Source organism: Shinella sumterensis (assembly GCF_004514425.2).
GTDB lineage: Bacteria > Pseudomonadota > Alphaproteobacteria > Rhizobiales > Rhizobiaceae > Shinella > Shinella sumterensis.
In genome coordinates, this window is sequence record NZ_MYFN02000001.1 from 121,339 (window position 1) to 135,973 (window position 14,635).

Below are 14,635 nucleotides of genomic sequence, written 5' to 3' on the forward strand. Positions count from 1 at the left end.
CCAGGAATCGTCGCGAAGCCGGTCATTGCGTTAGCGTATGCTTACGTTTCAGGGCAAGGACGTCGTTTATGGTTGCTGCCATTTTTTCGGTGACGACCGGTCGCGCCCCAGGCGCGGGAAACAGCACAAACGGCAAGCTTTCTGCGAAAAGCGGAACGGCCAGATTGAGGTTTCCAAGGTCGTTGGCATCCCATTCGGTCAGATCGGCGATTTCGACGACATCCATTGGTCTCTCCCGGTAGTGCTTCAAGGAAGCATAGGGCGGCTCAGCGGCCTGGCAATGCTGCGATTGCCGCTTTGCCGCCGAATACAGCGCTCCCGGGTAACGGCTCACGCACGCCATAAATTCGGGCGTTCCGACCGCCTGACAACGTCAGGGCGTCGGTCATCCCATTCCGCGGCAGGGGGAGGGTGTTACTCCGGCAACCGGCTGTCGCCGAGATCGATGTTGAGGAAACGCGCCATCGCGTCGGTGACGATGGCATGGTCGATGCGCTCCGGCACGCCGGAGACGGTGACCGCGCCGACGCAACCGAGATCCGCGACGAAAAGCGGAACGCTGCCGCCATGCACGGAAAAATCCGCATAGGCGAGATTGCGCGCCTCCACCTGGTCGCGGCCCGAAAGCGCGAAGCGTCGGCCGACGAGATAGGAAGCGCTCCACAGACGCAACACGGTGTTGCGCTTGCGCCGGATCCACTCCCCGTTGTCCGTGGTGGTGCCAGGCAGGGCGCAATGGAACAGGGGCCGGTCCCGCAGCGAAATATCGATCGCGACGCCGGCGCCGCGCGCCATGGCCACCTCGCGAATGCGGTTGCCGAGCGCCCAGGCATCATCGGGACTGAACCGGCTGAAACGCAGCAGGCGTTCCTGTTCTTCAAGCCGGCGGATATCGTCCGCAATCGCTTCCGTCATAGCCATCCTCCCAGTGCTTTCCCGACCGTTCCTAGCCGGCCTTCTTGGGAAAGGGAAGGGCAGGAGGGTGGGGCTCACCCTCGATGACGGCAAACGCCAATCGGATCAGTCCTGTTCGCTTTCATGCTGGCGCAGAAGCTCGCGCTGCACTTCATCCTGGAAGGCCAGCACCGCGGATCGTGCCTGGCTTTCGCTCGAACCGAATTTCAAAAGCTCGTCGGCAAGCTCGCGGCAGACCTTCAACCAGTAGCGGCGTGCGTCCTCGCCATGCAGCCCGCCCAGTTCGCCTGCGCATTGACGGACATGCGCGGTGCGACGCGCAGCAGGAAACGGCACGACCGGGCCGGCTTCGATAGCGGTGGAACGGCGGCGCGGCTGGGCCGAGGCAGGTGACGGCATTGATTCGGATTTCCCTGTTGCTCCGCCCATCATTAGGAAGTCCGTGGTTAACACGCGGTTTCCAATCGCAAATCCGCTGTGCCGCCATCATACGATCCGCCCGTAACCTTTGCCGTTCGGGCTGTCCTGCCGCGCGAGAAGACCGGCTCCCACGAGTGCTGCCAGATGTCTCAGCCGCCCTGCCACGCCTTCACGGCGTCGATCGGCCAGACGAGCATCAGGATGTTCAAAGCCAGTCCGTCGCGGATGAGCCATGTCGTCGTCGCCTCGAAGACGATGATGATCGCCACACTCGCCCAGACCGGCAGGCGCGCTGCGAGGAAGAAGCCCACCACCATGGCCAGGATGTCGGCGCTCGAATTGATGACGCTGTCGCCGAAGTAATCGAGCGCGATCGTCGCCTCGCGATAACGGTTGATCACCATGTCGGTGTTTTCGACGATCTCCCAGGCGCATTCGAGAATGAGCGCGAGCGTCAGGCGAACATTGATGCTAGCCTTGCGCAGGATGAGGGTGAACAGACCGAAGAACAGGATGCCGTGAATGATGTGGCTTGGCGTGTACCAGTCGGTGAGGTGCTGCGAGTTCTCCGAGGAGACCACGACCCCGTGCCACAATTTGACATATCCGCACTTGCAGATGAGCGGCTGGCCCATCGTATAAAGGATCGTGGCCGTCGCGGCGACGAAGGCTGCGACGATCAGCAGGGCGTTTCGGACCGTAGGGTTCAAGCGGAATGTCCTTGAAAGCGGTGCGCCGGGGAGGGCGCGGGAAGGTTCATGCGACCGGTAGATGACACGATCGCAGGGCAGGAAACAAGACTGGGAGAGAGAGACTTATGAAACTGGCGACACTGAAAAGTTCCACCCGTGACGGCCGCCTGGTGGTCGTCTCGCGTGACCTGACGCGCTGCTCGGAGGTCGGGCATATCGCCCGCACGCTGCAGGACGCGCTCGACGACTGGGAACACGCCGCACCGCGCCTGGCACGGGTCGCCGAGGGGCTCGAGACCGGCTCGCAGCCCATCATGCGCTTTCACGAACACGATGCCGGCTCGCCGCTGCCCCGCGCCTATCAATGGGCCGACGGCTCCGCCTATCTCCATCATGTCGAACTCATGTACAAGGCGCGCAACGCCGAGCTGCCCGACGGCGCGCACACCGATCCCCGGCTCTACCAGGGCGGCTCGGACACGTTCCTCGGTCCCCGTGACCCCATCGTCGTACAGGACGAGACCTGGGGTATCGACATGGAGGGCGAAGTCGCCGTCATCGTCGATGACGTGCCGATGGGCGCAAGCGTGGAGGAGGCAGGGGCCGCCATCCGGCTGATCATGCTCGCCAATGATGTGTCGCTACGCGGCCTCATGCCGTCGGAACTCGCCAAGGGGCTGGGCTTCTTCCAGTCGAAGCCATCCTCCGCCTTCTCGCCCGTCGCCGTCACGCCGGATGAGCTCGGCACGGCCTGGGATGGCCGCAAACTCCATCTACCGCTTCTGGTCTCGCTCAATGGCAGCCCCTTCGGCAAGGCCAATGCGGGCATCGACATGGTGTTCGACTTCGCGCAGCTCGTCGCCCATGCCGCGAGGACCCGCCCGCTCGTCGCCGGCTCCATCATCGGCTCCGGCACCGTGTCCAACAGGTTCGACGGCGGTCCGGGCAAGCCGATCGCCGAGGGCGGTGCCGGCTATTCCTGCCTTGCGGAGCTGCGCACCATCGAGACCATCACCACCGGCGCGGCGAAGACGCCGTTCCTCAAGTTCGGCGATGTCGTGCGCATCGAGATGAAGGACGAGACCGGCCACTCCATCTTCGGCGCCATCGAGCAGACGGTGACGCGCTACGAAAGAGGCTGAGCCAGCACGGCATTCCCCTGCTCTGTAAAGGCGACGATTTCGCCCGCACCGACGTCGACAGGGCATGAAGGCCGCCCGCGTCATGCGGGCGACCTTCATTCATCAGGCGAGGTCGCCGATGCAGACATATTTCATTTCCAGATAGTCTTCCGCACCATGGGCCGAGCCTTCGCGGCCGAGGCCGGATTGCTTGATGCCGCCGAAGGGCGCGGCTTCAGAGGAAATGAGGCCCGTATTGACGCCCACCATGCCGTATTCCAGCGCCTCGGCCACCTTCCAGACCTTCTTCAGGTCGCCGGCATAGAAGTAGGCGGCGAGACCGAATTCGGTGTCGTTCGCCTGTTCGATGACGTCCTCGACCGTGTCGAAACGGAAGAGCGGCGCGAGCGGGCCGAACGTCTCCTCCCGCGCGACCGTCATGCCGCGGGCGACGCCCTTCAGCACGGTCGGCTCGAAGAAGGTGCCCTTGCCGGCCACCCGCTTGCCGCCGGAAACCACCGTCGCGCCCTTGGAAACGGCATCGGCGATATGGGCCTCGACCTTCTCGATCGCGGCTTCCTCGATCAGCGGACCGACCGTCGTGCCCTTGGCGAAACCGTCACCGACGGAAAGTTCGGCCACCTTCCTGGCCAGCTTCTCGGCAAAGGCGTCGTAGACGTTCGACTGCACATAGAGCCGGTTGGCGCAGACGCAGGTCTGTCCGGCATTGCGATACTTGGAGGCCATGGCGCCTTCCACGGCGGCGTCGAGATCCGCATCGTCGAAAACGATGAAGGGCGCGTTGCCGCCGAGCTCCAGGCTCATCTTCTTGATCTGGTCCGCGCACTGGCGCATCAGGATGCGCCCGACTTCCGTCGAGCCCGTGAAGGAGATCTTGCGGACCTTCGGATTGTAGCACAGTTCCTTGCCGATCGCCGGACCGTCCGTGCCGAGCACGATGTTGAACACACCGGCGGGAATGCCGGCCCGCTCGGCCAGAACGGCGAGCGCAATGGCCGAAAGCGGCGTCAGCTCGGCAGGCTTGGAAACTACCGTGCAGCCCACGGCGAGCGCCGGCGCCACCTTGCGGGCGATCATCGCGGTCGGGAAATTCCAGGGCGTGATCGTGCCGACCACGCCGACCGGCTGCTTGATGACCATCATGCGCTTGTCCGCACTGGCGGCGGGGATCGTCTCGCCGTTGATGCGCTTTGCTTCTTCCGCATACCATTCCACATAGGAGGCGGCATAGAGGATCTCGCCCTTGGCCTCGGCCAGCGGCTTGCCCATTTCGGCGGTCAGGATGGCGGCAAGCTCGTCGGCATGGGCGATCATCAGATCGAACCACTTGCGAAGGAGAATGCTGCGCTCCTTTGCCGGCCGCGCGGCCCAGGCGGGCTGAACCCGGTAGGCGGCGTCGATTGCGGCCTTCGTCTCGGTCGCCCCCATTTCCGGCAGGGTCGCCAGTGTCTCGCCGGTCGCGGGATTGAGCACGTCGAAGGTTCCGGCCGCGCTGTCGCTGATCCACTTGCCGTCCACATAGCCGGCATCGCGCAGCAGGTCGCCCGACGTGAAGTGCCGGGTCAGAGCATCATAGAAAGCCATTGTCGTTCCTTTCGGGCAGCAAAGCGCCTTCACCCGGAGCCTCTGCTCCGGGTGTCGCTTGCTTCATCATGTGTCGTCTGTCTCGTACCGCTCAGCCGCGGGCTTCGATCATCGCCGCTTCGAGGATATCAAGGCCTTCGGCAAAGACGTCGTCCTGGATGGTGATCGGCGCGAGGAAGCGGATGACGTTGCCGTGCACGCCGCAGGTCAGCAGGATCAGGCCCTTTTCGAGCGCTTTCAGGCGAACCTTGTTGGCGAATTCGGCGCTCGGCTGCTTCGTCGCGACGTCGTTGAACTCGACGGCGTTCATGAAGCCCGGGCCGCGGATGTCGACGATTTCAGGAACCTTGTCGCGCAGCGATGCGAGGCGCTGCTTGAGGCGTGCACCGAGGTTTTCCGCGCGGTTGCACAGGTCTTCGTCCTTGATGACATCGAGAACGGCATGGGCCGCCGCAACGCCGATCGGGCTGCCGGCATAGGTGCCGCCCAGGCCGCCCGGGCCGGGTGCGTCCATGATGTCGGCGCGGCCGGTGACGGCCGCGATCGGGAAGCCGCCGCCAAGGCCCTTGGCCATGGTCACGAGGTCGGCCGTGACGCCGAAATGCTCCATGGCGAACAGCTTGCCGGTACGGGCAAAGCCGGTCTGGACTTCATCGGCGATCAGCAGGATGCCGTGCTTGTCGCAGATTTCGCGGATCGCCTTCATGAAGTTGACCGGAACCGGATAAAAGCCGCCTTCGCCCTGCACCGGCTCGATGATGATCGCGGCGACGCGGTTCGGGTCCACATCGGCGGCAAAGAGCTTCTTCAGTACATCGAGCGACTGCTCGACGGTCGTGCCGTGCATCTCGACCGGGAACGGTGCATGGTAGATGTCGGCCGGCATGGCGCCGAAGCCGACCTTGTAGGGAACGACCTTGCCGGTCAGCGCCATGCCCATGAAGGTGCGGCCGTGGAAGGCGCCGGAAAATGCGATGACAGCCTGGCGGCCGGTGGCGGCGCGGGCGATCTTCACGGCGTTCTCGACGGCTTCGGCACCGGTGGTGACGAAGATCGTCTTCTTCTCGAAATCGCCGGGGGTGATGGCGTTCAGGCGCTCGGCGAGTTCCACATAGTTTTCATAGGGCACGACCTGGTGGCAGGTATGCGTGAAGCGGTCGAGCTGCTTCTTGACGGCCTCGATGACGCGCGGATGGCGATGGCCGGTGTTGACGACGGCGATGCCGGCGGCGAAATCGATGTAGCGATTGCCTTCCTTGTCCCAGATCTCCGCATTTTCCGCGCGGTCGGCGTAGATCTGCGTGGTCATGCCCACGCCGCGCGAAATAGCGGCGTTCTTGCGGTCGGTCAGCGGGGAGGCGGTCATGGCGCTATCCTGAATCTGGAGGCTTCGATCAATAACTTGCATTTTTTCTGCAAGCTTCGAGTGGAATTCCTACATTTTTTCTGCAAGAATGCAACTGGCATTCTGCGCGGGAAATGCGACCGATTTTCAGGCCGCCCGCCCGCGTGGGTGTGTATAAGCGAAACGAACACAGAATCAGGGATTGGCGCGATGGGTTCCCCGGAACCGGTGCACTATAAGGTGACGGAGGCGGCACGCCTTGCCGGCGTCTCGGCCTCCACGCTGAGGCTATGGGAGACGCAGGGTCTCGTCGTGCCCGGCCGCTCGGACACCGGCCACCGGCAGTACAGCGCCGACGATGTCAACCGCCTCAAGCGCATTGCCTGGTATCGCACCGAGCGCGGCCTCAACCCGGCCGCGATCCGCGAGGCGCTGGAGGCGGAAGAGCCTGCGGCGGAAACGCAGGCGTCGGACGGCGATGCGCCGCAGGGCATCGGCCGCAAGTTCCGCAGCCTGCGCCATGCCGAGGGAAAGACGCTGGAGCAGGTGGCCGGCGATATCGGCATCGCGACCTCCGTTCTCTCCACCTTCGAACGCACCTCGCAGGGCGTGACCTTCCGCGTGCTGCACGATCTCGCCGACTATTACGGCACGACCGTCTCCAAGCTTTCCGGCGAGGAGGAGACCGACAACCGTGCGGTGGTGCGCTCGGGGGAATGGAAGCTGTGGCCGGAGACATCGCCGGGCGTGACCGTGCAGGTGCTGGCCGACGGCCGCAACATGATGGATTGCCACCGTTTCGTGCTGGCGCCCGGCGCCACCTCTGACGGCGCCTACCAGCACGACGGCGAGGAATTCGTCCATGTCCTGGCGGGGCGCGTCGAGATCGTGCTCGACGGCCACGAATTCCACGACCTCGGCCCCGGCGACAGCCTCTATTTCGAGAGCACCCGCCACCATTCCTGGCACAACAGCCATGACGGCGAGACGGTGCTGATCTGGATCAACACCCCGCCGACCTTCTGACGCTACTCGGCCGCGACGATGTGGAAGGCGCGCGGTTCGGCCTCCCTGGCGGTGCCGCCCATCAGGTAGATGAGACAGCTCGTGCGCAGCAGCGACGCGAAGTTCGACACCGTGCCGTTGCGCTCCAGCGCCTCGTCATAGAGCGTCGAGAGAAAGCGGGACGTCGACATGCCCTGACCGCTGGCGATCTCGTCGATCAGCACCCAGAAGGCCGCCTCGAGCTGGATGCTCGTCGAATGCCCGCCGATGCGCACCGACCGGTTGACGGGCCGGTAGCGTTGCGGATCCTGGCCCGCGAAAACCTCACACATTGGCATATCCTCCAGTCTTGTTTTTATGCCCTCGATTATGCGGCGACGCTTGTATTTGGTCAAATCATCCCGGCGCGCGCGAACAGATAAAAATTCCTTCTCCATATACTCCGGAAATGAAAATCCATGTGCGGTAACGGGCTGCTACCCGCAGCCCCGATTCCGGACGCACACTCCTTCTACAAGCGAACTGCAAGCGGGGGAAACCAGGCGTGGCGAAGACGATACATTCCATGATCCGTGTTCTGGACGAAGACCGGTCCGTGGATTTCTACAACAGGGCCTTCGGCCTCGAAATCGCCGAGCGGCTGGATTTCGAGACCTTCACGCTCGTCTACATGAGCAATGCCGAAAGCGAATTCGAACTCGAGCTGACGATCAACAAGGGCCGCACCGAACCTTACAATCTCGGCGATGGCTACGGCCATCTCGCCGTCTCGGTGTCCGATCTCGACAGCGAGCATGCCCGCGTCTCCGCGCTCGGCTTCACCACCGGCAAGATCGTCGAATTCAACCGGGACGGCGGCCTGCTTGCCCGCTTCTTCTTCGTCACCGATCCGGATGGCTACAAGATCGAGGTTCTGCAGCGGCACGGCCGCTACAAGTAAAGAGGCCGGCGGCCCGGGGGAGGCCGCCCGCCATGAATGCAACGGGAGGAACGTGACATGACGACCATCTACGAGCAGCGCCCCGGCATTTCCCGGCGCGAGCTTCTGAAGCGCGGCACGGTCGGCGCCGCACTCATCATCGCCGGCAACGCCGTCATCAGCCCCGACCGCGCGTGGGGCATGGAAACGACGGCGCTGAAGCCGGAGACCATGGCGACGCTGATCAAGCTCGCCCGTGACATTTACCCGCACGACGCGATTTCCGATCGCTTCTACGCCATCGCCGTCAAGGGTCACGAGACCAAGGCCGGCACGGACGCCGCGCACAAGACGCTGATCGAGGACGGCATTGCCGATCTCGACAAGCGCGCCGGCGCCAACGGTTATCGCGGCCTCGGCTGGGAAGACGACCGCGTCGCGATCCTGCGCGACATCGAGGCGACACCGTTCTTCCAGGCGGTGCGCGGCGATCTCGTCGTCTCCTTCTACAACCAGAAGGAACTCTGGCCGCATTTCGGCTACGAGGGCGAATCCTACTCGAAGGGCGGGTACATCGCCCGCGGTTTCGACGACATCGAATGGCTTTGACGACGGTCTGACGGCCAGCGCCGGAGGAGGCGCGGCCGCATGGCGCAACGCCGACCGTCCCGTTTCAGGAGGAAACCATGGCAGCTCCTTACGATCTCAACGACGACAGCGTGGTCGTCATCATCGGTTCCGGTGCCGGCGGCGGTACGCTGGGCAACGAACTGGCGCAGAAGGGCATCGACGTCGTCGTGCTCGAATCCGGCGCGCGGCACGAACACGAGGACTTCATCAACGACGAGTGGGACAGTTTTGCCCAGCTCGCCTGGCTCGATCACCGCACGACGGGCGGCGGCTGGCGTGTGGCCAAGGACTTCCCGAACCTGCCGGCCTGGATCGTCAAGGCGGTCGGCGGCACCACCACCCACTGGGCCGGCGCCTCGCTGCGCTTCCAGGAGCACGAGTTCAGGACGCTCAGCCATTACGGCAAGATCGACGGCGCCAACCTGCTCGACTGGCCGATCACGCTCGCCGAGCTGGAGCCCTACTACGCCAAGGCCGAAGACAAGATGGGCGTGACCCGCACCAACGGCATCGAGGGCCTGCCGGGCAACAACAACTTCAAGATCCTCAAGGCCGGCGCCGACAAGCTCGGCTACAAGGAATGTCACACCGGCAACATGGCGATCAACTCCGCCGATCGCGACGACCGCATGAGCTGTCAGCAGACCGGCTTCTGTTTCCAGGGCTGCAAATGGGGCGCCAAATGGTCGACGCTCTATACGGAAATCCCCAAGGGGGAGGCCACCGGCAAGCTGGAGGTGCGCCCGCAGTCGCATGTCGTGAAGATCGAGCATGATGCCAGCGGCAAGGTCAATGCCGTGGTCTATGCCGACAAGGACGGCAAGCTGCACAGCCAGAAGGCCCGCATCGTCGCCGTCGCCGGCAACTCCATCGAAAGCCCGCGCCTGCTGCTCAACTCGGCCTCGGCGAAGTTCCCCGACGGCCTTGCCAACTCTTCCGGCCAGGTCGGCAAGAACTACATGCGCCACACGACGGGCTCGGTCTATGCCGTGTTCGAGAAGCCCGTGCACATGTATCGCGGCACCACCATGGCCGGCATCATCAGGGACGAGGCGAAGCACGATCCGTCGCGCGGCTTCGTCGGCGGCTACGAGCTGGAAACGCTCTCCCTCGGGGTGCCCTTCATGGCGGCCTTCCTCGATCCCGGCGGCTGGGGCCGCTCGTTTGCCTCGGCGATGGACAGCTACGCCAACATGGCGGGCCTGTGGATCGTCGGCGAGGACATGCCGCAGGAACAGAATGCCGTGAAGCTGCACGGCGAACTGAAGGACCAGTACGGCATGCCGATCCCGGATGTCTGGTTCACCGATCACGCCAACGACGTCGCGATGCGCAACCATGCCTACCAGCAGGGGCAGGCGCTCTACGAAGCCGTCGGCGCGACGCGCAGCTTCCCCACGCCGCCCTATCCATCCACGCACAATCTCGGCACAAACCGCATGAGCGAGAAGGCAAGCGACGGCGTGGTCAACAAGTGGGGCCAGACGCACGACATCAAGAACCTGTTCGTGTCGGACGGCAGCCAGTTCACGACGGGCGGCGCGGAAAACCCGACGCTCACCATCGTGTCGCTTGCGATCCGCCAGGCGGATTACATCGCCAAGGAAATGGCCGCCGGCTCGATCTGATATTTCCGCGATCCTCCCCGGCCGCCTTCGGGCGGCCGGTGATCGCGTGCGGCCGGCAGGCCGCGCCAACTCCGGCCGGCTCACGCCGGCCGCCTTTTCGATGGAACGACGCATGAAGACGCTTGCCGCCCTGATCCTCCTGACGCTTTCCTCGACCGCGCTGGCAGCCGAAGGCTCCGCCGAGGCGGGAAAGGTCGTGTTCAAGAAATGCACCGCCTGTCACAATGCCGAGCAGGCGACGAACAAGGTCGGCCCGCATCTGGACGGCGTCGTCGGCCGGCCCGCGGCGGCGCTTGCCGACTACACGAACTATTCCGATGCCATGAAGGAAGAAGGCGCCAAGGGCCTGACATGGGACGAGGCGACGCTCGCCACCTATCTCGCCGGCCCGAAGAAGATGATCCCCAAGACGCGCATGGCCTTTTCCGGCCTCAAGTCCGAGCAGGACATCGCCGACGTCATCGCCTATCTGAAATCGGTCAAGGCGCAGTAAGCCCGCTCAGCCGCCACGCCGCTTCAGCTGCAATTCGCGGAAGAAGATGAAGAGGCCGGAGGCCACGATAAAGCCTGCGCCGATGAGCATGGCCGGGCGCGGCGCATCGCCGAAGAACAGCCATCCGAACAGAACCGCCCAGATCAGCAGCGTGTATTGCAGCGGCACCACGGTCGCGGCATCGCCCAGCTTCAGCGAGCGGTTGACCAGCATATGCGCCGCCATCGCCACGATGCCGAGCAGGCTGAGCAGGCCGAAATCGACGGCACTGACCGGTGCCCAGCCGCCGGGATCGGAAAGACACCAGACGCCCGCGAAGAGCGCCGCACCGGTCACCTGCCAGAACACCAGCGTCGTGTCGGGCGTGGCGCGCAACGAGCGGCTGAAGACCATGGCAAGCCCGAAAGCGAGGCTGCCCGCAAGCGCGATGAGGGCCGGCAGCGTGAAGCTGTCCCTGGAGGGCGACAGCGCGATGATGACGCCGGCAAAGCCGACGAGAATGGCCGACCAGCGCCGCCAGCCGACATGCTCGCCCAGCATCAGCGGCGAGAGGGCGGCGACATAGATCGGTGCCGCGAGCCAGTAGGTCATCGCGTCGGCCAGCGGCATATAGGCCACCGCGAAATAGAACGCCGATGCCTCGAAGGCGAAGAGCGCGGAGCGCAGCAGGTGCAGTTTCGGCTGCTCGACCTCGATCAGCCGGCGCCAGCCGACCCGCCAGAAGAACGGTGCCAGCACGACCATGGCGGCCAGACTGCGGATCAGCATCAGCTGCCCGACCGAATAGGTCGAGACCAGCCACTTGCCGAGCACGTCGTTCAGCGAAAACATCACCATGCCGAGCAGCATCAACAGCACGCCGAGGCGGGCGGAGCCGGTGGCGGGCGTGGCGGCGGCGGTGTCTGTCATGTCGGCAACTCTGATGGCGGTTGACGCGCTGTGACACATTCGCCGTCCCCGATCCAGCGACTATTTTTGATGGCTCCATAATCCCCTATCACCACCTGGCGGTTGATCCCCGTCGCCGGCAATGAAACAGTGCGGCCGTTGCGGAGGAGCTTCATGATGACGGACACCAAGACGACGAAACGCCGGCTGCGCTCGCAGGACTGGTTCGACAACCGCGACCACGTCGACATGGCCGCCATCTATCTCGAACGCTTCATGAATTACGGCATCACGCCGGAGGAGCTGCGCTCGGGCAAGCCGGTGATCGGGATTGCCCAGAGCGGCAGCGATCTCACGCCCTGCAATCGCCACCATGTCGATCTCGCCAGGCGCGTGCGCGACGGTATCCGCGATGCCGGCGGCATTCCCATCGAATTCCCCACCCATCCGATCTTCGAAAACTGCAAGCGGCCGACCGCGGCGCTTGACCGCAACCTCGCCTATCTCGGGCTGGTCGAAATCCTCTACGGCTATCCGCTGGATGGGGTCGTGCTGACGACCGGCTGCGACAAGACCACGCCCTCGGCCCTGATGGCCGCCTCGACGGTCGACATTCCCGCCATCGTCCTGTCGGGCGGGCCGATGCTCGACGGCTGGCACGACGGCGATCTTGTCGGCTCGGGCACCGTCATCTGGCGCTCACGCCGCAAGCTTGCCGCCGGCGCCATCGACGAAGAGGAATTTCTGCAGGCCGCGATGGATTCCGCACCCTCCATCGGCCATTGCAACACGATGGGAACGGCCTCCACCATGAACGCGCTGGCCGAGGCGCTCGGCATGTCGCTCACCGGCTGTGCCGCCATTCCGGCCGCCTATCGCGAGCGCGGGCAGATCGCCTATCGCACCGGCCGGCGCGCCGTGGAATTGATGCTGGAGGATATCCGCCCCTCCCACATCCTCACGCGGCAGGCCTTTCTCAATGCCATCCGTGTCAATTCCGCCATCGGCGGCTCCACCAATGCGCAGCCGCATCTGATGGCCATGGCGAAACATGCCGGTGTCGCGCTGGAGCCCGACGACTGGCAGCGGTACGGCTACGATATCCCGCTGCTGGCGGACGTGCAGCCGGCCGGCCGCTTCCTCGGCGAGCGATTCCACCGTGCGGGCGGCGTGCCCGCCATCATGCGCGAACTGCTCGAGGCGGGAAAACTCGATGGCACCTGTCCCACCGTCACGGGCCGCACCATGGCGCAAAACCTGGAGGGACGCGCCGCAAGCGATCGCGAGGTGATCCGGTCATATGATGCACCGTTGAAGGAACGCGCCGGTTTCCTTGTCCTCAAGGGCAATCTCTTCGACTTCGCCATCATGAAGACCTCGGTCATTTCCGAGGAATTCCGGCAGCGCTATCTGAGCGAGCCCGGCCGCGAAGGCATATTCGAGGGCAGGGCGGCGGTCTTCGACGGCTCGGAGGATTACCACGCGCGCATCAACGACCCGGCGCTCGGCATCGACGAGCGCACGATCCTCGTCATCCGCGGCGCCGGGCCGCTTGGCTGGCCGGGTTCGGCGGAGGTCGTCAACATGCAGCCGCCGGACCATCTGCTCAGGCGCGGCGTCACCAGCCTGCCCACCATCGGCGACGGCCGCCAGTCCGGCACCGCCGACAGTCCGTCCATCCTCAATGCCTCGCCGGAAAGCGCGGCCGGTGGCGGACTTGCCTGGCTGCGCACCGGCGACATTATTCGCATCGACCTCGAACATGGCCGCTGCGACATGCTGGTGGCAGAGGAAGAGATCGAAAAGCGCAAGGCCGATGGCATTCCCGCCGTTCCGGCAGACGCCACGCCGTGGCAACGCCTCTATCGCCAGACGGTCACGCAGCTCTCGGATGGTGCGGTGATCGACGGGGCGGCAGATTTCCGCAGGATCGCGGAAACCCCGCCGCGCCACAACCACTGATGCGGTTCAGCCGCGGCGCGCGACGAGGATGCCGAAGAGCACGATCACACCCCCGATGGCCTGCATCAGCCCGACAGGCTCGCCCAGCAGCAGCCAGGCGAGGAGTGCGGCGACGACCGGCTGGAGAAGCAGCGTCAGCGAGGAGAACGCCGTCGGAAGATAGGCGAGCGCGTAGGTGACGAGGCCCTGCCCGCCGACATGGCTGATGAGCGCGAGACCGAGCAGCATGCCCCAGCCGAAGAGCGTCGCCGGCGCCAGGTCGGCTTCCAGGACGAAGGCGACCGGCAGCATGCAGGTCATTGCGGCGAATGTCGTCCACACCATGATGCGCGACGTGGAGAACCGCGCCCGCAAATGGCCGATCGACAGCATGTAACCGGCGTAGAACATCGCCGCGACGACGGCCGTCGCATCGCCCGCCATCTGCCCGCCGCCCAGCGCTGCCGGCCCGCCCTTCAGCACGACGACGCCGATCAGCGCCAGCGCCAGCCCGGCAAGAAAGACGGGCGTGATGGTCGTGCGGAAAAGCAGCCAGGAGCCGAGCGTGACGAAGACGGGTGCAACATTGGCAAAGAGCGTCGCATTGGCAACCGAGGTCATGTGCAGCGAGAGATGCCAGGACCCCAGGTCGGCGGCCAGAAAGATGCCGGGCAGGAACAGGAAGAGGCGGTCGCGAAGACCGGACGGCCGCTCGTCGGCCTGCGGGAGCGCGCGCGAGACGATGAAGAACGGCACGAGCGCGAGCGCGACGCGCCAGAACGCCGTCGCCATCGGCCCGACTTCGGAAAACCGCACGAAGATCGGCGAGCCGCCGATGGCGATGCCGCCAACGAGGAGAGCGATGAGCGCGAGTCGCGCATGCGATGGGGATGCAACGGGGGACAAGGCGGACGTCCAGGAAGCGGCGATGCCGTGCGCGCTATCAGAGCGCGGCGGCTTCAGCCAGAGGCACGCCGCGTATTCTCCGGAGATCTTCGGCGAGTGGCGGCAAAGCGACGGGCTTTGGCCGACG

Annotated in this window: 16 protein-coding genes and 1 pseudogene; 7 read left to right on the forward strand and 10 right to left on the reverse strand. The window is 64.8% G+C overall.

Annotation, left to right across the window (positions count from 1 at the left end; all coding sequences use genetic code 11):
• Positions 1-22: 22 nt before the first annotated feature.
• The 5 genes and pseudogenes from B5M41_RS00530 to B5M41_RS00545 form a co-directional block, all read right to left on the reverse strand.
• Positions 23-226, reverse strand: a complete 204-nt coding sequence (locus B5M41_RS00530; RefSeq protein WP_134651001.1) for a hypothetical protein — start codon at positions 224-226, stop codon at positions 23-25.
• Positions 227-414: 188 nt separating this feature from the next.
• Complete coding sequence (locus tag B5M41_RS00535) at positions 415-915, reverse strand: heme-degrading domain-containing protein (protein ID WP_134651000.1); 501 nt, start codon at positions 913-915, stop codon at positions 415-417.
• Positions 916-1,020: 105 nt separating this feature from the next.
• Complete coding sequence (locus tag B5M41_RS00540) at positions 1,021-1,314, reverse strand: DUF6074 family protein (protein WP_134650999.1); 294 nt, start codon at positions 1,312-1,314, stop codon at positions 1,021-1,023.
• A gap of 96 nt (positions 1,315-1,410) precedes the next feature.
• A pseudogene (locus B5M41_RS26970) lies at positions 1,411-1,485 on the reverse strand (helix-turn-helix domain-containing protein); the annotation flags it as partial.
• Positions 1,485-2,021: a DUF2585 domain-containing protein gene (locus B5M41_RS00545; protein ID WP_230639974.1), complete on the reverse strand. Its 537-nt coding sequence runs from the start codon at positions 2,019-2,021 to the stop codon at positions 1,485-1,487. The pseudogene B5M41_RS26970 and the gene B5M41_RS00545, both read right to left, overlap by 1 nt.
• A 131-nt stretch (positions 2,022-2,152) precedes the next feature.
• Between B5M41_RS00545 and B5M41_RS00550 the strand changes: the two genes are divergently transcribed.
• A complete protein-coding gene (locus B5M41_RS00550) occupies positions 2,153-3,169 on the forward strand; it encodes a fumarylacetoacetate hydrolase family protein (RefSeq protein ID WP_134650997.1) in 1,017 nt (338 codons plus the stop codon).
• Between the two features lie 102 nt (positions 3,170-3,271).
• On the opposite strand, the gene B5M41_RS00555 is transcribed toward B5M41_RS00550, so the two are convergent.
• A complete protein-coding gene (locus B5M41_RS00555) occupies positions 3,272-4,753 on the reverse strand; it encodes an NAD-dependent succinate-semialdehyde dehydrogenase (protein ID WP_134650996.1) in 1,482 nt (493 codons plus the stop codon).
• Positions 4,754-4,844: 91 nt separating this feature from the next.
• Positions 4,845-6,119, reverse strand: a complete 1,275-nt coding sequence (locus tag B5M41_RS00560) for a 4-aminobutyrate--2-oxoglutarate transaminase (RefSeq protein ID WP_134650995.1) — start codon at positions 6,117-6,119, stop codon at positions 4,845-4,847.
• Positions 6,120-6,308: 189 nt separating this feature from the next.
• Here B5M41_RS00560 and B5M41_RS00565 point away from each other — a divergent pair, with 189 nt between their 5' ends.
• The gene (locus B5M41_RS00565) at positions 6,309-7,124 is read left to right on the forward strand and encodes a MerR family transcriptional regulator (RefSeq protein ID WP_134650994.1); all 816 of its coding nucleotides are present in this window, start codon (positions 6,309-6,311) and stop codon (positions 7,122-7,124) included.
• 2 nt (positions 7,125-7,126) lie between these two features.
• Here B5M41_RS00565 and B5M41_RS00570 read toward each other — a convergent pair whose 3' ends face one another.
• Positions 7,127-7,435, reverse strand: coding sequence for a ribbon-helix-helix domain-containing protein (locus B5M41_RS00570; RefSeq protein ID WP_134650993.1), 309 nt, complete (start codon positions 7,433-7,435; stop codon positions 7,127-7,129).
• Between the two features lie 212 nt (positions 7,436-7,647).
• On the opposite strand from B5M41_RS00570, the gene B5M41_RS00575 reads away from it, so the two are divergent.
• The 4 genes from B5M41_RS00575 (at position 7,648) to B5M41_RS00590 (ending at position 10,773) form a co-directional block, all read left to right on the forward strand.
• Positions 7,648-8,043 carry a VOC family protein gene (locus B5M41_RS00575; protein WP_134650992.1) on the forward strand — a complete coding sequence of 132 codons (396 nt, stop codon included), beginning with the start codon at positions 7,648-7,650 and terminating at the stop codon, positions 8,041-8,043.
• Between the two features lie 57 nt (positions 8,044-8,100).
• Positions 8,101-8,631, forward strand: coding sequence for a gluconate 2-dehydrogenase subunit 3 family protein (locus B5M41_RS00580; RefSeq protein WP_134650991.1), 531 nt, complete (start codon positions 8,101-8,103; stop codon positions 8,629-8,631).
• Positions 8,632-8,708: 77 nt separating this feature from the next.
• Positions 8,709-10,280, forward strand: a complete 1,572-nt coding sequence (locus B5M41_RS00585) for a GMC family oxidoreductase (RefSeq protein WP_134650990.1) — start codon at positions 8,709-8,711, stop codon at positions 10,278-10,280.
• Between the two features lie 112 nt (positions 10,281-10,392).
• A complete protein-coding gene (locus B5M41_RS00590; RefSeq protein ID WP_134650989.1) occupies positions 10,393-10,773 on the forward strand; it encodes a c-type cytochrome in 381 nt (126 codons plus the stop codon).
• Between the two features lie 6 nt (positions 10,774-10,779).
• Here B5M41_RS00590 and B5M41_RS00595 read toward each other — a convergent pair whose 3' ends face one another.
• Positions 10,780-11,682, reverse strand: a complete 903-nt coding sequence (locus B5M41_RS00595; protein WP_134650988.1) for a DMT family transporter — start codon at positions 11,680-11,682, stop codon at positions 10,780-10,782.
• Between the two features lie 156 nt (positions 11,683-11,838).
• Between B5M41_RS00595 and B5M41_RS00600 the strand changes: the two genes are divergently transcribed.
• Complete coding sequence (locus tag B5M41_RS00600) at positions 11,839-13,623, forward strand: IlvD/Edd family dehydratase (protein ID WP_134650987.1); 1,785 nt, start codon at positions 11,839-11,841, stop codon at positions 13,621-13,623.
• 6 nt (positions 13,624-13,629) lie between these two features.
• On the opposite strand, the gene B5M41_RS00605 is transcribed toward B5M41_RS00600, so the two are convergent.
• On the reverse strand, positions 13,630-14,508 hold the full coding sequence (locus tag B5M41_RS00605; RefSeq protein ID WP_134650986.1) for a DMT family transporter: 879 nt from the start codon (positions 14,506-14,508) through the stop codon (positions 13,630-13,632).
• Positions 14,509-14,635: the final 127 nt, after the last annotated feature.

Bases quoted from the DNA above. Each gene is read 5' to 3' on its own strand.
- B5M41_RS00530 (WP_134651001.1), bottom strand. From the start codon at position 226: ATGGATGTCGTCGAAATCGCCGATCTGACCGAATGGGATGCCAACGAC.
- B5M41_RS00535 (WP_134651000.1), bottom strand. From the start codon at position 915: ATGACGGAAGCGATTGCGGACGATATCCGCCGGCTTGAAGAACAGGAA.
- B5M41_RS00540 (WP_134650999.1), bottom strand. From the start codon at position 1,314: ATGCCGTCACCTGCCTCGGCCCAGCCGCGCCGCCGTTCCACCGCTATC.
- B5M41_RS00550 (WP_134650997.1), top strand. From the start codon at position 2,153: ATGAAACTGGCGACACTGAAAAGTTCCACCCGTGACGGCCGCCTGGTG.
- B5M41_RS00555 (WP_134650996.1), bottom strand. From the start codon at position 4,753: ATGGCTTTCTATGATGCTCTGACCCGGCACTTCACGTCGGGCGACCTG.
- B5M41_RS00560 (WP_134650995.1), bottom strand. From the start codon at position 6,119: ATGACCGCCTCCCCGCTGACCGACCGCAAGAACGCCGCTATTTCGCGC.
- B5M41_RS00565 (WP_134650994.1), top strand. From the start codon at position 6,309: ATGGGTTCCCCGGAACCGGTGCACTATAAGGTGACGGAGGCGGCACGC.
- B5M41_RS00570 (WP_134650993.1), bottom strand. From the start codon at position 7,435: ATGTGTGAGGTTTTCGCGGGCCAGGATCCGCAACGCTACCGGCCCGTC.
- B5M41_RS00580 (WP_134650991.1), top strand. From the start codon at position 8,101: ATGACGACCATCTACGAGCAGCGCCCCGGCATTTCCCGGCGCGAGCTT.
- B5M41_RS00585 (WP_134650990.1), top strand. From the start codon at position 8,709: ATGGCAGCTCCTTACGATCTCAACGACGACAGCGTGGTCGTCATCATC.
- B5M41_RS00590 (WP_134650989.1), top strand. From the start codon at position 10,393: ATGAAGACGCTTGCCGCCCTGATCCTCCTGACGCTTTCCTCGACCGCG.
- B5M41_RS00595 (WP_134650988.1), bottom strand. From the start codon at position 11,682: ATGACAGACACCGCCGCCGCCACGCCCGCCACCGGCTCCGCCCGCCTC.
- B5M41_RS00600 (WP_134650987.1), top strand. From the start codon at position 11,839: ATGACGGACACCAAGACGACGAAACGCCGGCTGCGCTCGCAGGACTGG.